The following is a 21,635-nucleotide window of genomic DNA, read 5'->3' as shown; positions in this document are numbered from 1 at the left end:
GTTGAGAATGAACATAGCAGTCATTATAGCTGGCGGAAGCGGTCAGAGGATGCACCAGGACATCCCAAAGCAATTTCTGCATGTAGATAACAAGCCTATAATAATATATACTCTGGAGGTTTTTCAGCGTCACCCGGATATAGATGCAATAGAAGTGGTATGTCTCGACGGCTGGCATGAGGTGCTGAGGGCATATGCCGAGGAGCATGGGATAGACAAGCTAAAGTGGATAACATCCGGAGGAGCTAGCGCTCAGGAGTCCATAAGAAACGGCGTATACAACCTTATAGACAAATGTTCGCCAGACGACATTATATTGATTCACGACGGCATAAGACCCATGGTGGATGAATTGATAATATCTGACTGCATAGATAAATGCAGGACGTACGGCAACGGCGTTACGGCGTTGCCCCATAATGAGCACGTATTTGAGGCCAAGGACGATATTTCTACAGCCCAGTACATACCCCGGGAAAAGACAAGATGCGTCCAGACACCCCAGGCATACAAATACGGTAAACTCTTGGGAGCCTATGAGGAGGCATTCAGAAGTGGCATAGGAATATACGGAGCTTCCTATGTAAACACAATGATGGTGGACATGGGCGAGACACTTTATTTTGCAGTTGGCTCTTACAAGAATATTAAACTGACAACGCCTGACGATATCGAATTGTTCAAGGCTTTGCTGCATTCGAAAAAGGACTACTGGATTAAGTGATGGAGGTGTTAGGCATGGCTGTATTGGTGACTGGCGGCGCAGGATATATAGGTAGCCATACTTGTGTGGAGCTCTTGAATTCGGGATATGATGTGATTGTTGTAGACAACTTTTCAAACAGCAATTCCAAGGCCCTCGATCGCGTGGAGAAAATAACAGGCAGAGCTTTAAGGAGCTATGAAGCCGACATTCGCGACAGGGAAAGCCTGGAAAGAGTTTTTGCCGAAAACAGCATAGATGCAGTAGTTCACTTTGCAGGGCTAAAGGCGGTAGGTGAGTCTGTCGAGGTTCCGCTAAGATACTACCACAACAACATCACGGGCACTGTAATACTTTGCGAAGTTATGGAGAGCTACGGAGTGAAAAGGATGGTTTTCAGTTCGTCGGCTACCGTATATGGAGTAGACAATGCATCGCCTTTGACTGAGGATATGCCGCTAAGCGCAATAAATCCCTACGGACGCACAAAGCTGATGATAGAGGAGATTCTAAGAGATGTGCATGCGTCCGATGAACAATGGAGCATAGCTCTGCTTAGGTACTTCAATCCTATCGGAGCCCACGAAAGTGGGATTATAGGCGAGGCCCCAAATGGAATACCAAACAACCTAATGCCCTACATAACGCAGGTAGCGGTTGGAAAAAGGGATAAGCTCAGCATATTCGGCAGCGACTATGAAACACATGACGGCACAGGAGTCAGAGACTACATACATGTTGTGGATCTGGCGAAGGGGCACATAAGCGCGCTTGAGAAGATAATGCAGGAACAGGGGGTCAAGACGTATAACCTGGGAACGGGGCAGGGGTATAGCGTAATGGACGTTGTAAAAAGCTTTGAGCGCTCCACAGGAAGGCGGATTCCGCACATTATTGTCGGAAGAAGGCCCGGAGATGTTGCCGAGTGCTATGCCGATGCCTCGAAGGCATTTAGAGAGCTCGGCTGGAAGGCTCAAAAAAGCATAAACGACATGTGCAGAGATTCGTGGAAATGGCAGAGCAGGAATCCTAACGGATACGAGTAAAAAGCGGAGGTGGGTCAAATTGAACATAGCGTTGCTTACTGCTGCCGGTTCTGGCACGAGGATGCATCAGAATGTGCCAAAACAGTTTGTGCACGTAGAAAACATACCTATAATCGTTTATACGATGCAGGCTTTCGAAAAACATCCCAACATAGACGCTATTATAGTAGTATGCCTGGACGGATGGCATGACATACTAAAGGCGTACGCCAAGCAGTTTGACATAAGCAAGCTAAGATGGGTTGTCTCAGGCGGAGAGACGGGGCAGGAGTCCATAAAGAAGGGCCTTTTGAAGCTTGCGGATGAGTGCAGCCCTAACGATACAGTAATAATACATGATGGCAACAGGCCTATGGTGTCTCACGAAATAATAGCTGACTGCCTTGTAAAGTATGAGCTCTACGGCAACGCCGTTGCGGCCATACCCTGCGTCGAGGTTGTATTCAAGTGCGAAGACAAGATTTCGTCGCTTACAACAATACCTAGAGACCAGCTCCTTAGGACACAGACTCCCCAGGCGTACAAGCTGTCAAAGCTTCTTTGGGCACACGAGGAGGCGGGAAAGAGAGGAATAGAGAATATGGGGGCGTCCTGCGATCTTCTTGCAGAGCTTGGAGAGCGGATATATTTTTCGGCAGGGTCCGAAAAGAATATTAAGATTACAACGGTTGATGATCTTGAAATATTCGAGGCGCTGCGGCATTCTATTAGGAATGATTTGAAGCTTTAAAGAGATATTTTGTTACGAAACGGGGAATGAAGAGTGCTGCTTAATAGCTCCATTTATATGGAAGATTTAGATGCCGCAAGTCGTTCCATTCTGCAATGGGACAAGCTAAAGGGAAAGAGCATACTGATTACAGGCGCGTGCGGCTTAATATGCTCGTGTTTGGTTGACATCATAATGTACCGGAACGAGCATTTTGGTGACGATATAAATGTATATGCGCTTTGCAGGGGGTGGGAGGCTTCAAAAAACCGATTCCCATCCTATTTTAGTTCAGGGCTTTTTAATGTAGTAAACCAGGATGTCTGCGATGAAATCAACCTGGATGCAGGGGTAGACTATATAATACACGGAGCCAGCCATGCGCATCCGGTGGTGTTTGCAAATGATCCTGTGGGAACCATGATGACGAATTTTTATGGGATGCATAATATCCTGCAGTTTGCCAGAAAAAACAATTGCTGTAGAGTCCTGTTCATATCGTCGGGAGAGGTGTATGGAGAGATGTCTGGGAGCATGGCACCGTTTGCGGAGGCTTACAGCGGCCATGTCGACCCTATGGATGTACGCTCGTGTTATCCGAGCAGCAAGCGAGCGGCCGAGACTCTGTGCGTAAGCTTTGCCAGCCAGTATGATGTGGATGTTGTAGTCGCTCGGCTAAGCCATGTATATGGTCCCAATATGAAAAATACGGACAGCAGAGCTATAGCGTCCTTTATAAGGGATGCGGCCGCAGGAAGGGACATTGTAATGAAAAGTCAGGGAACTCAGGTCAGAGGCTACTGCTATGTTGTGGATGCGGCGTCGGCCATACTTACTATAATGTTCTCGGGCAAGTGCTGCGATGCTTACAATGTATCTGACAGGAAGTCGGTCATATCCGTAAGGGACATGGCCAGGCTGGTTGCCAAGTGCGGGAAAACAAAGCTAGTAGTTTCAGAGCCTAGCGAGCTTGAAAAAACAGGCTATACACCTGTTGTGAGGCAGGTTCTAGACAGCTCCAAGCTGGAAGCCCTGGGGTGGACGGCCAGAACCCACATAAAAGACGGCATTTCAAAGACGCTTAATATTTTTAAAGAGGTCTCGGGGTATAAATAAAATTGAAAAAAGAGGCGCATATTATGGAAAAAGGAAAAAGTCAAATCAAAATAGGCGTTATACTTTCATATGCGGCTTTATTTCTAAGCGTGGCAATATCGCTTGTCTATACTCCTTTCATGCTTAGAAAACTCGGGCAGGCTGAGTACGGGCTGTTTTCGCTTGTCAACTCTGTTGTGGCGAATCTGGCGATACTCGATTTCGGATTTGAAAACGCCATTGTCAGGTATACGGCGAAATACAAAGCTGAAAATGATTTTGAAAAAGAAAAGTCGCTTCACTTCATGTTCTTTGTTATGTACTCAATCATAGGAATAGTAGCATTTGCAATCGGTTTTGTTCTTATTCTGAATATCGACAATATTTTTTCGCAGTCGCTTACACAAAGGGAGCTGGCAACGGCAAAGACACTGATGCTTATAGCTGTGATAAACATATCGCTTTCGTTTCCACTAGGCGTGTTTGCAGGGATAATACAGGCCTATGAGAGGTTTATATTCTTAAAAACAGCCAGCATAGCAAGGATATGCATGACCCCGCTTATAATGGTTACTATACTTATTTTCGGATATAGGTCTGTAGGCATTATCCTGGCTGGGGCAGTAATCGGAATGATTTTTAGCCTACTTAACGTCATGTATTTCTATAAGGTGCTCAACAAGAGGATATCAGCTTCAAAATTCGACATGCAACTGCTGAAAGGCATCGGGGCGTATTCGTTTTTTGTTTTTTTAAACATAATAATTGACAGGCTATACTGGGCGACTGACCAGCTGATTCTGGGGATGTATGTGGGGACTGCAGCTGTGGCCGTGTACACAATAGGTGCTCAGTTCTTTAATTATTACGTTCAAATATCTACATCTATATCAGGGGTGTTCCTGCCAAGGGTTGTGGAGCTGGATGTCAAGGATGCCCAGGGAGGACTGCTTTCGGATACGTTCATTAAGGTTGGCAGAATTCAATTTCTGGCACTTTCCTTTGTATTAAGTGGTTTTGCTCTGTTCGGAAAGGAATTCATAGCGATATGGGCTGGGGAAGGTTATGAGAACGCGTACTATGTGGCCCTAATCACAATGATACCGTCTATAATTCCATTGAGCCAGAACGTGGGCATAAGCATACTGCAGGCAAAAAATAAGCATGCTTTCAGGTCGATTATATATCTTTTTATAGCAATATTTAATGTGGTGCTCAGCATAGCTTTGGTAAAGCCTTATGGCGTAATAGGTTGTGCATCGGCAACGGCTTTAGGTTGCGTATTAGGCCAGATTATTATCATGAATATATACTACAAAAGAAAGATCGGTCTGGATATTCCAAGATATTGGGCTAACATAGGCAAGCTTTCGGTACCTGCGGTGGTGAGCTTTATAATATGCTCGCCCCACAGCAATCTTCCCTTGCCAGAAGGATTGGGAGGAATGTTCATCAAGGGCTTGCTTTTTGCAGGTGTTTTTATTTTTACCGTATGGATTATGGGTATGAATGATTATGAAAAGAACCTAGTGGCATCACCCATCAAAAACGCTGTGTGGAAGAAGGAGACGAGATGATAGAGAAAACACTTAAAAAATGGCTTAAACCGCTGGTGAAGCTTGTGCCTCTTCAGAATGTCATCATTTTTGAGAGTCACAGTGATTTCTGCGACAATTCCAGGTCTTTGTTTGATTATATGATGAGCAAAGGACTTGATAAAAAATATAAGATGGTATGGCTTGTTGAGCACCCTTCGGATTTCAAAGGAAAGTATGGGAGCAGAGTGAAATTCATAAAGGTGGACTCAGAAGACGAGAAAGTCATGCTGAATTGGGCGGAGAAAATCATATACTACTATTATGTAGCCGTTGCAAGATTCGCATTCTACTCCCACAGAAGACCTTCTTACAAGCTCAATAAGGGGGAGCTGTTCGTGAATCTTTGGCACGGCACGGGCCCCAAAAATGCAGCCTGCGATCTGGGTACTAATTTTGACTATGTGCTATACAGCAGCGATACTTTCAAGAAGGCGTATGTTGATAGCGGTAAGTGTAAGGCGGAGCAACTGCTGGCTATGGGCAGTCCAAGAAACGACTTGCTTTTCACGGAAAGCAATGCTGTGGAGCAATTGGCGGGCAGGAAGTACAGCAAAAGCATATTGTGGATGCCTACATACAGAACTCATATGACGGGGCAGGAGCATTATAAAGACAACAGGACTTCGAAGACAGGTATACCAATAGTGTCCACTCAGGAGGAACTGGAAGAGCTGACCGGAATTTTAAGGGAAAATAACATGCTGCTTGTTATAAAGTTCCATCCGGCACAAAATCTTGAAAACTTAAAAATCCATTCGAATCCTAACATTCTTTTTCTTACAAACAAGGATTTGAGCGATAAAGGGGTGCAGCTCTATTCGCTTCTTGGGGAAACGGATGGGCTGATAACAGATGTTTCGTCGGTTTATTTCGATTATCTGCTGAAAAACAGGCCGATAGCTTTCACGGTTGATGATATATACGAATACAAGGCGGGATATCTTGTTGACAACATTCTGGAATTCATGCCGGGCAGGCACATGATGTCGTTCGAGGATATTAAGGGTTTTATATCGGATATCGCGGAATCCAGGGACGAATATGCAGCGAGCAGACTGGAGGTTAACAAGCTGGTAAATCAGGACACCCAAGGGGAGTTTTCGAAGAAAATAGTTGAGCGTTTCAATATAGTATAGGGGGCCTGTAAATTGGCTCTGAGAGGTGGTTTTATGGATCCGGTCATTAGTGTTATTATTCCGGTATATAATGTAGAAAAATTTATCGGCAGGTGTCTTGACAGCATAGTCAATCAGACCTACGGCAGTCTGGACATAGTATTGATTGATGACGGCTCTAATGATGGCAGCGGGGAAATATGTGAGGAATATGCATCAAGGGACAATCGCATTAGGGTCGTTCATCAAAGGAACAAGGGGGTTTCCGCAGCCAGGAATACAGGCCTTAAAATGTCAAGAGGCCAGTATGTGGCTTTTATAGACGGCGATGACTGGATTGAAAGGGACATGCTTTCATATCTGGTTGAGATACTGGAAGGAAACGATGGAGGAATAGCCGCCTGTGGCTATTATGTCAACAACGAATCTGACCCAAAATTGGACATAGAGGCCAAGCCGCAATGCCTGGACAATGAAACGGCCATAAGAATGAGCTTGGAGCTGAAGGAGTTTTGCTTTGACTCAGGCGTATTCAACAAGCTGTTCAGGAGTGATATTTTCAAAAAAACGGAATTGAATTTGACGAGGAAATAACTATTGGTGAGGACATGCTGTGCTTGTGTCAATGCATAACAAGCAGTAATGGAGTTGTCTACTCCAGCATACCCAAGTATCATGTTGTCACTAACGATATGAGTGCAACGAGGAAGCCTTTCAATTCTAAGAAGGCATCGCTAGTAAGGGCGCATCAAAAGCTGGAAGACCTGGTGAGGGAAAAATATCCCAGGCTCATTCCCGTAATAAGGCAAAGGTCGGCGATGTCGAGCTACAGGCTGCTGTGTGAAGCCTATGCAAATAAACCTTCGCATGAAGCTGAGGCGATAAGGATATTGCAGAACAATATAAAGAAAAATCTTGCATACGTGTTGAAATGCAAAGACGTATCGACGAAAAATAAGGCAGGCCTTATCCTGATTGCGGTCAACCTGACGCTATATAGATATGCCGATATGATAAATGAAGTTGCGCTAAGACTTTTTAGTTGGAAGCTATAAGGTAATGCGCTTTAGCGGTGATTATAAGAGGTGAGTTTATGGAAGCGATTATAAGTGTTGTAGTTCCCATATTCTCCAATGAAAAATATCTGCGGAGATGTCTGGACAGCATTGTTAATCAGACATATGAGAATCTGGAAATCATATTGGTTGATGACGGTTCTACAGACGGCAGCGGAGCAATATGCGACGAGTACGAGTCAAGAGACAAACGCATAAAGGTTCTTCATCAAACCAACCAAGGAGTTTCGGCTGCAAGAAATGCGGGCCTTAAGGAATGTCAGGGCGAATATATAGGTTTTGTGGATGGAGACGACTGGATTGAAAAAGATATGTTTTCGTTTCTGTCAGGCTTGCTGGAGGAAAACGGGGCTGATATGGCAGCCTGCGGTTATTATCTTAATGATAAGGAGGATCCGGATTTGGATATGGAGCGTCCGCCTGAAATTATTACCCAGGAGTCTGCAATAGAGAAGAGTCTGGAGCTAAAGGAATTTTGCTTTGATTCGTCTGTATACAACAAGATATACAGGATTGATATTTACAAGAAAAATGGCATTGAGTTTGATGAGGATATTGCAATTGGTGAAGACATGCTGTGGCTTTGCAGATTTATAATTTGCAGCGAAAAAATAGTGTATTCTCAAATTCCAAAGTATCATGTAATTAAGAATGATGAAAGCGCTACAAGGAAGCCCTTTAATACAAAGAATATATCCCTTGTAACGGCTCACCAGAGACTGGAAGCAGCAGTAGGAGGAATTTACCCGCAGCTTGTCCCTGTAATAAGGCGAAGGTCGGCATTGTCGAGCTATAGGCTGCTGCGAGAAGCAAGTAAGAATATTTCGGCAAAAAATATTGCGGATATAAGGATTCTGCAAAAGGATATGAAGAAAAAAATCACATATATGCTAAAAACCCGGGAACTGCCAATAAAGGGAAAGTTTGCTGCTGTGCTGGCTATGTTTAGCATTGCTGGATATAAATATTTAAGCCGTTTTCATGAAGCTGTTATACGATTCTTTCATTAAAATGCAGGACATAAAAATAAAGGGAGCCCTCGTGAGACAGGCTCCTTTCTTAGAATGCGGGGTGGGATTGATGACTTTGGAAGTGTTGGTTTCGACTATGCACCAGTCTGACCTGGGAATTGTGCAAAGGATGAATATCAGAACTGACGCGATAATAATAAACCAGTGTGCAAGGAATGAATATATAGAGCAGGATGACGGCGTCAAGAGGGTCAGGATGTACTCATTCAATGAAAGAGGTGTCGGACTCAGCAGAAACAGCGCCTTGATGAGAGCCAGGGCAGAAATATGCCTTATAGCCGATGACGATGTTGTATATGACGATGACTATGCCAAGACGGTGCTTGATGCTTTTGAAAAAACCCCGCAAGCCGACATGATAATATTCAATCTGCCCACTTTGAATAAAGATAGGAAGGACGACTCGACTATAAAAGGGCAAGCCCAGGTAAATTTTACAAATTTCATGAGATACGGGACGTACAGGCTTGCATTTAGGAGAGAGAGCGTCATAAAGGCAAACATCTATTTTTCGTTGCTGTTTGGAGGCGGAGCTCAGTTTGGCTGCGGCGAGGACACGATTTTTATAGCTGATTGCTTGAAAAAAGGCTTGAAAATATATTCTAATCCGGCCAGGATTGGTACTGTAAAGCAAGAGGAATCTACATGGTTCAAAGGATATAACGAAAAATATTTCTATGACAGGGGCGTGCTGCACAAGGCGCTTTCTAAAAGATTGTCGTGCCTCATAAATGCTCAGTTTGCAATTAGAAAGCGCAGCCTGTATAAATCAGAAATGGGTTTTTTGGATGCCATGAGACATATGAGCCAAGGAAGCAAGGATTGGTGAATATTCCAGCCGCAAGGCATAAAGTCGGGCGTTTTTTTTGTAAAGAAGTTTATATGGCTTAAATGGAAGGTATAATAATATTAAGATAATATTAAAAAAATCTAAACAGCTGAAGATGAAAGAAGGTGCTCGGAAGTGGAAAACATTGAAGCAGAAAAGGTAGAAATGGAAGGTATAAAATCCGAAAAAAAAGAACAGGAAGCCATAGCCGCTAACAGCAAAATAGTAGTATATGACGACCCGAAGTCTCCGGCTGCCGAGGCGTACAGGAGCATAAGGACAAGCATACAGTTTGCTAACATAGACCAAACAGTAAAAACCATAGCTATAACAAGTTCAAAGGCGGCAGAGGGAAAGACTACTGTTGCAGCAAATCTTGCAGCATCGCTTTCATTGCTTGGAAACAAGGTTGCAATAATAGATTGTGACTTTAGAAAACCTTCAGTACATAGAATTTTTGGAGTATCCAACAAGAAAGGGGTAACTGATATTCTGCTTTCCCACGATGAAGACGATTACGGAGGCTATATTAGAAAGATAGTAGGCTCGGATATCGACATTATAACTGCGGGGCAGATACCCTCCAATCCTTCTGAGATTCTAAGCTCGAAAAGCATGAAGAGCTTTCTGAGAATATTAAGAGAAAATTATGATTATGTAATGATAGATACTCCGCCGGTTGGAATAGTGACAGATGCGTCTGTAATATCTTCATACATAGACGGCGTGATAGTAGTGTGCAACTCGGGACAAGTAGAGATAGGCATGGCCAAAGCAGCCAAGCAGAATTTGGAGAAGGTTAACGCAAGGATACTGGGCATAGTGCTTAATAATTTCAAGAGTGAAACCAGCAAAAGCTCCTACTACTATGAATAAGGGTGATGACATGCAAGAAAAAATCGGCCTCAAGGATTATATTGAAATACTATTCAAAAGAAAAAAATTGTACTGATATCCACTCTTATAGCCTTAGCGGCAAGCAGTGTCTTGAGTTTTTATGTGCTGGACCCTGTCTATGAGGCTAGCACCCTTTTGATGGTAAAAAGAGAGACAACTCAGCAAAATGAGGTGTATTACAGGTATGATGACATTATTATCAATAAGATGCTTGTAAATACATACGAAAAAATAATAATGTCAAAGACTGTTCTTGGCAAGGTAATGGAGAATTTTAAGATAAGCATGAGCATTGGAGAATTTAAAAAGCGTGTGAAAGTCAACGTTCTCGAGGAGACGGAGATGATGGAGATAGTTGTGGAAAATGGAGATCCTCAAAGGGCGGCCATGATTGCAAACAACATAGCTTTTGTGTTTAAGCAAGAGATATCAAGGATAATGGAAATACAAAATATAAGCGTAATAGATGAAGCCGAGGCGCCAGTTGGGTCGTCGAAGCCAAACAAGCCCCTTATAATAGTTTTTGCAACATTTCTGGGTTTGATTGGCGGTGTTTTTCTGGCATTTCTGATGGATTATTTGGATGATACGATAAAGACACCTGATGATGTCGAAAAATATCTGGGAATGCAGGTGATAGGCGTTGTGCCTTTTGATGGAGAAGCCAAAAAGCGCCAAAGGCGCGAAAAACTCCGATATGCTTCAAAGGAGGACTATATATAAAAAAAGAGGGGGGGAAGAAAAATGGATATGCGTGACAGCGAAACTATAATAAAAATGAGCATGATAAGCCTGGAAAAAAAGTTTGTCTACCAATGCATGAAAAGAATCATGGACATAATCGGCTCTATTTTCGGAATCATTTTTTTTTCTCCGCTGTGCCTTCTTATAATGCTGGCTGTTAAGCTGGACGATCCCAAGGGTGACATATTCTATGGCCATGAGAGAATAGGACGGGATGGCCGGACATTCAAATGCTGGAAGTTCAGGACGATGCTCTCTAATGCGAAGGAGCTGTTTGAACAGTTTACTCCGGAACAGAAAAAGGAATATGAGGAGAACTTCAAGCTCAAGGACGATCCGAGAATCACAAGATTAGGCTCTTTTTTGCGGACAACGAGCATGGACGAACTGCCTCAGTTTTACAACATACTAAGGGGCGACATGAGCCTTGTTGGTCCAAGACCCATAGTGCAGGCTGAACTTGAAAAATACGGTGAATTCCAGGAGATATATAAATGCGTAAGGCCTGGTCTTACTGGAATGTGGCAGGTTATGGGCAGAAGTGACACTACATATGAACAAAGAATAAGCATGGATGTTGAGTATGTCAATAGCATGAGTGTTTTTTTGGATATAAGGCTGATTTTCTTGACTGTAGTAAAAGTCATAAAGAAGGAAGGGGCGTATTGATGTGAACGAAGGTGAAACAACAATGATAAGCTTTGTAATACTTACATGGAATTCAGAAAAATATATAGGAAACTGCATTGAATCCATATTAAGCAATGTGGAAGTGCAAAACGAAGTCATTGTTGTGGACAACGGTTCGCATGACGCAACAAGGGAAATAGTAAGAAGTTTTGACAGGGTGGTTCTTGTAGAGCTCGACAGCAATATGGGAACCACAGCTTCCAGAAATATGGGAATAGAGAGCTCCAGCGAAAGGAGCAAATATATATGCATATTGGATTCGGATACCGTGGTTTCAAAGGGTACGTTCGAAAAACTTGTCGACATTTTTGAAAAAAATGAGGGCATAGGCTTGGCAGCGCCCTACATGTTTCACACGGACGGAATGCGTCAGAATTCCTTCAAGAAGTTTCCGACTCTGTTCCAGAAACTAAGCAAGCTTTCACCTGTTGGATTCATGAGCAGGTGGGGAGAAAACGACGAATCCTACGAAAATTGGGATTCTGACAGGGATGAGGATTTTTTCGATGTGGATTACGCAATTTCAGCATGCTGGCTTGTCAATAGGGATGCGCTAGACAGGGTGGGGCTCTTTGATGAGAATATATTTTACTCGCCGGAGGACGTCGATCTTTGCCTTAGAATCTGGAAAGGCGGCTACAGGGTTGTTGCTGTTCCGGGAACCAAGGTTGTTCACCACTATCAGAGATTAAGCAGAAAAAATCCGCTTGGAAGGATTGCCATAGAGCATTTCAAGGGACTGATTTACTATTTCAACAAGCACGGATACTATATAAGCAGAAGGAAGCTCTACAGGAGGCTTGGAAGGTGAGTGGCAGAATGAACATATTATTCATAACAATATACTTTCCACCAATGAACAATTCGGCCAGCATAAGAAGTCTATATTATGCCAACTATCTCAGGAGACTGGGTCATAATGTAGGGGTTGTGACATGCAGCTATAACGATGACCATGTATATTATGATGCCGTTCTTAATAAAAAAATAGACGATGAAGTGAAGATATACAGGGAGTCTCCCGGATATGTGTATTCAAAGACATATTCAAGAAAGTGTGAAAACTCAAGCGATAGTGTTGGAGCTTCAAATGGAAGGACGAGGATTAAGGGCGTATTGAAAAAATATATGGCGGTCCCCGATTCTTTTGTTTTTTGGCAAAAAAACGCCATGAAACGAGCTGAAAAACTAATCGAAGATGGAGAATACGATGTCATTTTCTCGATGCACGAGCTTCCCTCGAGCCACATGGTTGCATACAGGCTTAAGCAGAGATTCCCCAAAATACGCTGGATAGCTTACTGGAGCGACCCTTGGACTGTTCAAAGCAGGGAAAGAAGGGATCAGCCTCTGCTAAGAAAGCTTTATGAAAGGAACGTTGAAAGAAATGTCGTCAGAGATGCGGATGCATGCCTGTTCACTTCGGAGCAGACCCGGAAGGTATATGTGGACGCCTTCGGGATTGAGCGCGTCAAGACAGGCATAGTATATAGGGGCTACGACAGTGCATATTATGAGAATGTAAGGAGAGCAGGCGCTCCTGAATGGATAGTCCCGGACAAGCTAAATATTGTACACACAGGAGCCATATACACTCAGCTAAGGGATGTGGATCCCTTCATAGATGCCATAAGGCGCATAAAATCAGAAAATGAGGCAGTCTATGAAAAGCTCAACATAGTCTTAATAGGCGAGATTGACAATATAGACAATATACAGCGCTTTGAAGATTTGGAGGCCATAAGCGTCAAAAAGAGAGTGCCATTTGAGGAAGCTCTAAGGTACATGGTTTTTTCAAACGTTAACATATTGTGGGGAAACAAGGGTTCAAGCCAGATACCCGGCAAGGTTTACGAGTATATGGGCGCAGATGGCTGCATACTGACCATACTAGGGGACGAGAACGATCCTCTCAGTGACATTATGGCGGAAGCGGACCGGGGTCCTGTGGTCGGAAATAATAGCAAGGATATCAGCAAGGCCATAATCGAGATTGCAGACTTAATCGATACGGATGCCATGCCAAGGGACTGGACGAGCAGAAATGAAAAATACGAGTGGGAGAATGTGGCGCTTGATTTGGCAGACAAGATTGCGGGGAGAGCCTAAAGAGGGGAATAGGAATGGGAGAAATATACGGTCTAAGAGAATATTTTGAAATGGCTTGGAAGCAGAAAAAGATAATTATTGCGGCAACCATGATAGCAATTTTAATAAGCGCCGTATTCAGCTTTTTTGTGCTTGAGCCTGAATATGAGGCTGGGACAAGTATTCTTGTAAACAGAATAGAAAATGAAACCGAGAGGTATCTTGATTTTGACGATGTGGTTTTGAATCAAAAGCTTGTCAATACCTATGGAAGGATTGCGATGTCAGATGCTGTCCTTGAAAAAACCATGAATGATTTAAACATAGTAATGGATGCTGAGGAATTTGCGAAAATGATATCAATTAACATTGTCGAAAACACAGAGATAATGGAAATACATGTTCTCAGCGCAAATCCAACTGAAGCGGCAAGGGTAGCCAACACAATGGCGGCTGCATTTGTCGATGAGGTTAAGAGAATAATGGGAATGGAGAATATAAAGATAATAGACAGGGCCGAAACACCCCAAAGTCCTTCTAAGCCTGACAAGAAGGTGATAATTATAGTCAATGGCTTCATAGGGATGATGGTTGGGCTGTATGCAGCTTTTATAAAGGAATACTTCGATGACACCATAAAAACTCCCGAGGACATCGAGAAGGAAATTGGAGTCCCAATTATAGGGGTGATACCAGCCTACGAAGGGGCAAAGCACAGGGCAAAAGGCAGGGGGAACAGGCTATGATGTCGATTGTAAAGGTTCTTTGGATATTTTGCTGCTTCAACCTGGCCCTGCTTTTTATAACAAGCAAACACAACAGGACGATTGCACACCTGATGCTGGCGACACTTGTTGTAAACATTGCATTTCCTCTGTATATCGATTTGAACAAGGAGTACACTGTCTATGTAACGTCTTTGGCATTCGTTCTTCTTGTGTACAATATAGTTTTGGCGACATATGAGGAGAAAGAGCTTATTTCGGATTTCTCTCTTGATGTTTCAAGGGAGATGAAAATAATCACAGCCGGCCTGGGTATGATATATGTGTTTACTGCATTTCAGCTGCTTGTTTTGAAAATATACAGACATGAAACTTATGCTTATGTATTTTCAACTTATGTGGTGGTCCATATGATTGTATTTTTTTTCCATGGAGTGAGAGGCAAATATGACAAGGAAAAGCTGATGACGGTAGTGAGTTTTTTTTCGCTGGGGAATTCGCTGCTTGGAATAAAGGAGGCCCTAAGCGGCATATACAGAGTAGGCGGCCTTGTTGGATACTGCAACGGGGCGGGAAACCTGGGAGCAATACTGTTTCCTGTACTGCTGTATAAATTCTGGAAGAAAAAAAGCGTGTTCAATTTTGTCGTATTGGCGCTGAACCTGGAATTCACTTACCTTACCTATACAAGGACAGGATATATTGCAATTTTTGTTGAAGCTTTTATTTTCACAGTATTTATGATACTTAGGAATAATGACAGGAGAATGGTTGTAAAAAAACTATTTTATGTGCTGATTTCAGCGGTTGCGCTTTTTTTTCTATATATGGTGTATCTTGATGATATAATCGCAATGTACAACAGCTTGTTCAATTACAGAGGCTCTACCCAGTCAATGAGATTCGTACAATTCCAGAGAGTATTCAATATTTTTTTCGAATCTCCTTTCATAGGCATTGGAACAGGTCAGTATGCGCAGTACCTTTTGATGACTCACTTTGTATCAGATTTCGACATACATTCCCAATGGTTGAGCATACTTACAGAGCAAGGCCTTTTGACCTTCATAAGCTATGCATTCTTCTACGCGGCTGCATTCGTTATGCTCCTTAAAAGATGCAAGGGCGCGGATTTGTGGTTCCCGATGGCTATATTTGCGGGAAACAGCCTGGCTATAAATTTCAATGTAAATCAGTACTACGGGATTAACATATACATTTTTTATTTAATAGTATTCGGTTTTGTTTTTGCAATGGAGGAAAAAGCGGAATGATGCAATAGCCGCAGGCTAAGGGAGGCGACCAGGTGCTCAACATATGTATAACTGCAGACCATGAGCTGTTTTTCGGGGACAACTATGTTCCGGAGGAGGATGTACTTATAAAGCCCACATACAATTTAATGGACATGCTCGGCGAAAACGGGGCAAGTTTGGTCATTATGAGTGACGTGCTTTCTATATTCAGATACAGGGAGCTTGGCATGAATGAATTCCCAGAAAGCATGGAGGAGCAGCTTGTTTACGCCATAAAAAACGGCCATGACGTTCAGCTTCATATCCATTCACATTGGATTAACTCCACATACAGTAATGGAAAGTGGGAATTCGATTATTCTAAATATAAGATACACGATTTGGGGTTTGAAGATCGACGGGACGGAACGCCAAGCGCTGCGGATGTAATAAGGAACGGTAAAAAATATCTGGAGGACCTGCTAATACCAGTAGACAGCAGCTATGTATGCAGGGCGTTTAGAGCAGGCGGATGGAATCTGATGCCGGAAAGAGAGCTCCTGAAGGCCCTATTAAATGAGGGTATATGGATAGATACGAGCATATTCAAGGGCGGACGATTGGAAACTGGCATACATGGCTTTGACTATACAAATGTTCCGGAAAGCATAAACTGGTGGATAGATCCTGATATGGGTATAGAGCACATGGCGCAAATGGACGATGATGCGGTATTTGAGATGGTGATAGGCTCCTGCTACAAAATGCCGGGTTTGCTGGTAAAAAAAATTGAAAACAGCCTGCTTGGCAGGATAAGAAAAAAGAGGCTTAGTGAAACTCCCCCACGGGGAACGGCCTTTGCTGATGCGCAAGGAGGAACCTTGTCGGAATTTGCTAAAAAACTCGGAAATTACTTGGGCCAGCCGTTGATGCTGTCTTATGACGGAGTCTGCAAGGAAGTCATGCTGGGTATTGTGAAGCATTATTTGAAAAGCTATGACTGTGAAAACAATGATTATTACCTTTCGGTTATAGGGCACCCCAAGAGCATGGGCAATATTGCTCTGCTTGAGCTTGAGGGCTTCTGCAGGCGGATTAACAGGGATTACAAAAGCATAGTGCGGTTTGTGAACACATCAGAAATTAAATTCCAGAAGAGGTGATACGCTTGAAGGTAGCGCTGATAGGAAGCTGTTCTCCGCCCTTTGGGGGAATCGAGGTTCATATAAAAAGGCTTGCTGATATGCTTGAGAAAAGCGGTATGCAGGTTGTCATATACGATTTGGAGAATATAAGCGAATCTGATGACATTCGCGTAAAAAAGATTGCCAGGGCAAAGTTGTGGACACCCTGGTATTTTTTTACAATAAATGAGGATGTTATACATGTACACACACTTAGCTGGAAACACAGGGCGGCCATGACGCTTATAGCGAGAGTGAGACGAAAAAAGATTATTCTGACTTTCCATAGCCTCAGGGACGAGATTGAAAACATGAGTCAGTCCGAGAAGGCTCTTGTGAGATACGTCTTAAAGAATGCGGATGTTTTTATCGCGGTTTCGGACAAAGTGGCGGAAAAGCTCGAAGCTTGGGGCTGCATAAAAGACAGGATTCGCAAAATCACAGGTTTTTTGCCTCCTGACTTGGAGGAGACTGAGCTTCCGGAAAATATGCTGGATTTCATTGCCAGTCATAAGCTGATAATATCGGCCAACGGTTCCAACATGAACTTCTACAAGGGATATGACCTTTACGGCCTTGACATGCTCGTCGAGCTGTGCGGTAGGATTTCAAACAAATACGATTTGGGATTTTTATATTGCATATCTAGAGGGTATATAAACAACCAGGAATACTATGAACATATAAAAGGGGTTATTAGAGAAAAAGGCATAGAGGACAGATTCATGTTTGTCCATGAAAATCTCGAGTTCAGCTCAATACTAAAAAGGTCTGATGTTTTTATTAGGCCGACAAATACGGATGGATACGCCGTATCTCTTGCCGAGGCTTTATATGCCGGCATTCCCAGCATATCAAGCGATGCAGCCGAAAGACCTCTTGGAACAATAATATTCAAAACTAGGGATATTGAAGATTTATGCAAAAGAACTGTCGATGTAATCGAAAATATTGAAATGCATAAAAAAAGGCTTGAGTATGTGGAGAAGGAGGAAAATGGCGAGCGTCTGCTTAAGGTTTACAGTGATCTCTTTGCCGAGGAGGGGTAGGATGGAGTATAAAATAATCACTTCTATAGACGAGTTTTATGGACTTAAGCATCAGTGGGAGAGGCTGCAGGAGATTGATGATGAAGCTACAATATACAGCACTTTCGCGCTGGCGAAGGCCTGGTGTGAAGCCCACAGAGACTGTGAGAGTATGGAGCTTTTCATAATATGCATATTCCAGGGAGTTGATATTCTGGGAATTGCACCCTTTGCAATCGAACACCACAATAAATGGGGATTAAATTACAGGGAGCTTGTTTTTCTTGGAATGGGGGATTTTCTGACAGTGCTTGTGGACGAGAGCAAGGAAGACGCTATGTCAATATTTAGAAAAATATTCACGGTTGTTGAGGAAAACAGCAGCCTGTGGGACAAAATGAGCCTTAACAATATAATAAACAACTCAAAGCTGGGCTATTTTTTTCTGAGAAGCAGAAAATATAATGAGCATCTTGGATACTCGCGCTACAATCTTGAGTGTCCGAATCTCCTATTTGACAAGTATGAAAGCTTCGACAGATATAGAGACAGTTTGATACCAAAGAGTATCAAGAGGAATATGAAGAAGCTCAAGGAAATAACAGACTATGATGTGGAGGCCCGCAGCGACAAGAATGTTTATGAATTGATGGCAAGAATGCACATCAACGAGCAGGAGTATCTTAGAAAATCTAAGAACAGGCTTGACCGCAAATCTCTTTTTGCCGACAGCAGAAGAGCCGAATTCATAAGGAACGTATACGGTGAAAGCGATAATTTGATAACGTTTTTTTTGAAGAGCAAGAATCACGACGGCAGCAACATAGCCTATGAGGCCTGTTATATATACAAGGATGTTATTCATTCCTGGAATTCAGCATATGATCCTGAATTTGAAAAATACGGCGTGGGGAGCGTGTTGTCTCTAGAAATAATAAGGTACTGCTTTGAAAATAAAATTGCAGCCAAGCTTGATTTTGGGTGCGGAAGGTATCCCTGGAAGTTCGATTTTACAGACAGCTTTACATCGCTGTACCAGCTGGAGCTTTGGAATGAGGATACGCACAAGGGAAGGTATATGAAAAGGCTGAGCGAGATAAGAACGGGGATAAGCACTGTACTTGGGAAAAATTGTTGAGAGTAGGCGAAAGTTTATGAAAGGTAATTTGATGATCAGAACTGGAGGAATATATCTGGGGCTGTCGCTTATTTCGAATTTTATCAATTTAATACTTACTCCGATTTATACCAACAGTCTCACTTTGGAGGAATACGGAAGCTACTCGATTATATCGTCATATCAAAGTCTTTTTTCAATTTTTGCAACGCTGGGAATATATTCGGGAATGAAGAGGTTCTTTAACGAATATGAGGACAAGAACAGGCTGAAAAACATTGCGCTGACCTTTTCAATCGTCTGGGGAATCATTGTAGTGGCCCTTAATATGATTTTTGCCCGTCAGTTGGCGGGCCTGGTATTCGAATCGGGAGCACGGGGCGGAGTGTACATAAGGTATGTGGTCACAAGCTCGGTGCTTTCCTGCATAATAAGCATATACACGGCATACTACTCGATGCAGTACAAGGCGCTTAAGGCGAGTCTGATAGAGATAGTAAAGCTGGCCTTGACGTTGGCTTTTACGCTGATTTTTGTTGTTTCATATGACGGAGGAATAACAGGAATACTAAGGTCTCAGTGCCTTTCATTCGCTATATTATTGCTTGCTCTTATTTGGGCTGATCATAAAAATATAACGCCGGTATGGGGGAAAAGCGAACTTAAGGATATGCTTTCATACGGGGTTGGCATGGCGGGAGCTTCAGACGTATTGGAGTGGGTTCTTACACTGATTGACAGGTACTTTTTGAAGGTGGTCGCGGGATATGCTGCAGTCGCAGTCTATTCAATAGGATATAAGGTGGGTATGCTAATACTGCCGCTTTTCATTGCTCCGTTTACTAATGCCCTCACTCCATTCAAATACGGCGTGTACAAGGAAGAAAACGGAAAAAGAAAGCTGGAGGAAATTTTCGACCACTATAACATAATAGGCTGGTTTATGGTTCTGGGTATTTCGGTTTATGCAAACACGGCGATAAAAATACTAGCCACAGAGGAGTACTCCCAGGCTTTTAGAATAGTACCCCTTATAGTTATTGCATATTTGCTGGATGGAAGCTGCGAGTTTTATTCCCTGGGGATTCATATCGAAAAGAAGATGGCGCTGAACCTTATAATACCAGGGGCGGCAACTGCAATAAATATTGCTCTCAACATGGCCCTGATTCCGGGAATGGGAGCTTATGGAGCAGCAATAGCAACGATTGTTTCATATTTTGCCATGACTGTAATGTACTATTTTGGTGGAAGAGCCTATTATAAAATGAATATAGGTCTTTTTAGCTTTTTAAAGGCAGGCATACCATTTATGATGACTTACTCTTTGTATTTGTATTTTGGACTTTATGAGCTTGGGGTGCTGGCAGAGCTGTTTTTCAACACAGCGCTTGTAGCTGTTTATTTCATCATATGCTTTTTGTTCGGATTTATACCGAAATCATACGTGGGCACTTCGATAAGTTTTGCCAGGGAATTATTCTCTAAAAGGGAGGTAATTGAGGATGAAGATTGATGTATGCAAATGGTATGGGGATGCGGATTCGCCAGTGCTTTTTTGGATTGACGATCTTGCAAATACGTGGGTTGATGTTAGCGGAAGCGGAGAGATTGAGCTTGGGGAAGACTGGGGCTATGCAAAACACGGTGAAAATTCTTCGTTTGATTATCTCGAGCAAAAGCTGCTTTCACGACATCCCAATATCAAAACGACTTTTTTTGTGCCCGTTGGAAAGAGAAGCGGAGTAGTGGCGGATTCAAGTATAAAGGTGATATCAGAGGCAATAAATTCTGATGAAGAGACAAAGGCATTCTTCAGAAATATAAGCGAGAATCCAAAATTTGAAATGGCTTATCACGGGACTACTCACGGTATTGCCGGGGAGAGGACAGAGGATTTTGTGCAGGAATGGTCGACCTTTGGAAGTCTGGAGGAAGCTTTAGAAACGATAGAAACAGGAAAAAGGATATTCAATGAGGTTTTTGGGCACTATCCCAAGGGAGGCAAGTATTGCGGATATGACCCAGGCAAGTATGGGGATGAGAGCATAGACAGGAGCGGTTTTTTTTGGTGGTGCAGACACTCGAACGTTGATCTTGTAGAATACGGCGACAGTGAGCATGGAGGGAGCGACAAAAATCCTCTGACAAGCTATGATATAAAAATCTTCGGAAAAAACAATGTGATTGACATACCTACGACGATTTGCGGGCATATGCTTAACCGTTATTTAAATAAAGACGAGAGGATTATAAAGGGAACCGTCAAAAGGCTGCTCAGAAGGCAGCTTATAGAAAAAGAAATGAAAAAAATTGACTACCTAATAAAAAACAAGCTTCTGATAAGCATAGAGGAGCACATATCCCCGGCAAGAAACGACGGCAGAAGTCAGCTTTTAAATATATTTGACGATCTGAAAGGTCTGAATGAAATATTCGATTATATTTCGGGGAAAAATATATGGTACTGCACAGGAAGCGAATTGGCTGAATACTACTACTGCAGGGAGAACAGTGTCATAGAGCAGAGTGGAAATGAATTCGTTGTGAAATTCAAATCGGAAAATGTCGAACTTTCATCAAAATACCTGAGCCTGAAAGTGGAGGGAGGCAGCGTTGAAAAACTTATACTTCCAGATGGAAAAGAAGTTTCGAAAACAAACGGTGTATTCAATGTTGAGATAATGGATGGCGTATATAAAACGACATAATTAAAATGGAATTT

Annotated in this window: 22 protein-coding genes; all 22 read left to right on the top strand. The window is 42.8% G+C overall.

The genetic code is table 11. From position 1 onward, the window contains the following. The first annotated feature begins 7 nt into the window (after positions 1 to 7). The 22 genes from EAL2_RS09400 (at position 8) to EAL2_RS09300 (ending at position 21,621) form a co-directional block, all read left to right on the top strand. A complete protein-coding gene (locus EAL2_RS09400) occupies positions 8 to 724 on the top strand; it encodes an IspD/TarI family cytidylyltransferase (RefSeq protein WP_025436137.1) in 717 nt (238 codons plus the stop codon). 14 nt (positions 725 to 738) lie between these two features. Continuing rightward, positions 739 to 1,749 carry a UDP-glucose 4-epimerase GalE gene (gene galE / locus EAL2_RS09395; RefSeq protein ID WP_025436136.1) on the top strand — a complete coding sequence of 337 codons (1,011 nt, stop codon included), beginning with the start codon at positions 739 to 741 and terminating at the stop codon, positions 1,747 to 1,749. A 19-nt stretch (positions 1,750 to 1,768) separates the two neighbouring features. Further along, positions 1,769 to 2,479: an IspD/TarI family cytidylyltransferase gene (locus EAL2_RS09390; RefSeq protein WP_025436135.1), complete on the top strand. Its 711-nt coding sequence runs from the start codon at positions 1,769 to 1,771 to the stop codon at positions 2,477 to 2,479. 57 nt (positions 2,480 to 2,536) lie between these two features. Beyond that, on the top strand, positions 2,537 to 3,574 hold the full coding sequence (locus EAL2_RS09385; RefSeq protein WP_038602718.1) for an NAD-dependent epimerase/dehydratase family protein: 1,038 nt from the start codon (positions 2,537 to 2,539) through the stop codon (positions 3,572 to 3,574). Positions 3,575 to 3,597: 23 nt separating this feature from the next. Further along, entirely contained in the window at positions 3,598 to 5,130 is a 1,533-nt protein-coding gene (locus tag EAL2_RS09380; protein ID WP_025436133.1) for a lipopolysaccharide biosynthesis protein, read from the top strand. Further along, the gene (locus tag EAL2_RS09375; protein WP_025436132.1) at positions 5,127 to 6,287 is read left to right on the top strand and encodes a CDP-glycerol glycerophosphotransferase family protein; all 1,161 of its coding nucleotides are present in this window, start codon (positions 5,127 to 5,129) and stop codon (positions 6,285 to 6,287) included. The genes EAL2_RS09380 and EAL2_RS09375 overlap by 4 nt, the downstream gene beginning before the upstream one ends. Positions 6,288 to 6,320: 33 nt before the next feature. Then, positions 6,321 to 6,860 carry a glycosyltransferase family 2 protein gene (locus EAL2_RS09370; RefSeq protein ID WP_148295981.1) on the top strand — a complete coding sequence of 180 codons (540 nt, stop codon included), beginning with the start codon at positions 6,321 to 6,323 and terminating at the stop codon, positions 6,858 to 6,860. Positions 6,861 to 6,958: 98 nt separating this feature from the next. Then, positions 6,959 to 7,321, top strand: coding sequence for a hypothetical protein (locus EAL2_RS14830; RefSeq protein WP_158408914.1), 363 nt, complete (start codon positions 6,959 to 6,961; stop codon positions 7,319 to 7,321). Between the two features lie 38 nt (positions 7,322 to 7,359). Then, positions 7,360 to 8,352 (top strand): glycosyltransferase, encoded by a 993-nt coding sequence (locus tag EAL2_RS09365; protein ID WP_025436129.1) that lies wholly within the window; start codon positions 7,360 to 7,362, stop codon positions 8,350 to 8,352. After that, a complete protein-coding gene (locus tag EAL2_RS09360) occupies positions 8,324 to 9,202 on the top strand; it encodes a glycosyltransferase (protein ID WP_051489141.1) in 879 nt (292 codons plus the stop codon). The genes EAL2_RS09365 and EAL2_RS09360 overlap by 29 nt, the downstream gene beginning before the upstream one ends. 135 nt (positions 9,203 to 9,337) lie before the next feature. Next, positions 9,338 to 10,078 (top strand): CpsD/CapB family tyrosine-protein kinase, encoded by a 741-nt coding sequence (locus EAL2_RS09355; RefSeq protein ID WP_084481096.1) that lies wholly within the window; start codon positions 9,338 to 9,340, stop codon positions 10,076 to 10,078. Between the two features lie 51 nt (positions 10,079 to 10,129). Continuing rightward, the gene (locus EAL2_RS09350; RefSeq protein ID WP_322787245.1) at positions 10,130 to 10,822 is read left to right on the top strand and encodes a YveK family protein; all 693 of its coding nucleotides are present in this window, start codon (positions 10,130 to 10,132) and stop codon (positions 10,820 to 10,822) included. 21 nt (positions 10,823 to 10,843) lie between these two features. Then, complete coding sequence (locus EAL2_RS09345; RefSeq protein WP_242842464.1) at positions 10,844 to 11,512, top strand: sugar transferase; 669 nt, start codon at positions 10,844 to 10,846, stop codon at positions 11,510 to 11,512. A 1-nt stretch (position 11,513) separates the two neighbouring features. After that, positions 11,514 to 12,344: a glycosyltransferase family 2 protein gene (locus tag EAL2_RS09340; protein ID WP_025436124.1), complete on the top strand. Its 831-nt coding sequence runs from the start codon at positions 11,514 to 11,516 to the stop codon at positions 12,342 to 12,344. Beyond that, entirely contained in the window at positions 12,341 to 13,642 is a 1,302-nt protein-coding gene (locus EAL2_RS09335; protein WP_051489139.1) for a glycosyltransferase, read from the top strand. Before EAL2_RS09340 ends, EAL2_RS09335 begins: the two co-directional genes overlap by 4 nt. A 14-nt stretch (positions 13,643 to 13,656) precedes the next feature. Continuing rightward, positions 13,657 to 14,367 (top strand): YveK family protein, encoded by a 711-nt coding sequence (locus EAL2_RS09330; RefSeq protein WP_025436122.1) that lies wholly within the window; start codon positions 13,657 to 13,659, stop codon positions 14,365 to 14,367. Continuing rightward, positions 14,364 to 15,620 (top strand): O-antigen ligase family protein, encoded by a 1,257-nt coding sequence (locus EAL2_RS09325; protein WP_025436121.1) that lies wholly within the window; start codon positions 14,364 to 14,366, stop codon positions 15,618 to 15,620. Before EAL2_RS09330 ends, EAL2_RS09325 begins: the two co-directional genes overlap by 4 nt. 32 nt (positions 15,621 to 15,652) lie before the next feature. Further along, entirely contained in the window at positions 15,653 to 16,744 is a 1,092-nt protein-coding gene (locus tag EAL2_RS09320) for a polysaccharide deacetylase family protein (protein ID WP_025436120.1), read from the top strand. Positions 16,745 to 16,749: 5 nt separating this feature from the next. Further along, positions 16,750 to 17,814: a glycosyltransferase family 4 protein gene (locus EAL2_RS09315; protein ID WP_025436119.1), complete on the top strand. Its 1,065-nt coding sequence runs from the start codon at positions 16,750 to 16,752 to the stop codon at positions 17,812 to 17,814. Position 17,815: 1 nt separating this feature from the next. Next, entirely contained in the window at positions 17,816 to 18,931 is a 1,116-nt protein-coding gene (locus tag EAL2_RS09310; protein WP_025436118.1) for a GNAT family N-acetyltransferase, read from the top strand. Between the two features lie 16 nt (positions 18,932 to 18,947). Then, complete coding sequence (locus EAL2_RS09305) at positions 18,948 to 20,426, top strand: oligosaccharide flippase family protein (protein WP_025436117.1); 1,479 nt, start codon at positions 18,948 to 18,950, stop codon at positions 20,424 to 20,426. Then, complete coding sequence (locus EAL2_RS09300) at positions 20,416 to 21,621, top strand: polysaccharide deacetylase family protein (RefSeq protein ID WP_025436116.1); 1,206 nt, start codon at positions 20,416 to 20,418, stop codon at positions 21,619 to 21,621. Before EAL2_RS09305 ends, EAL2_RS09300 begins: the two co-directional genes overlap by 11 nt. The last annotated feature ends 14 nt before the right edge of the window (positions 21,622 to 21,635 follow it).

It is taken from the genome of Peptoclostridium acidaminophilum DSM 3953, from assembly GCF_000597865.1.
Taxonomy (GTDB): Bacteria; Bacillota; Clostridia; order Peptostreptococcales; family Peptostreptococcaceae; genus Peptoclostridium_A; species Peptoclostridium_A acidaminophilum.
This window is presented reverse-complemented; position numbering and strand designations above follow the sequence as displayed.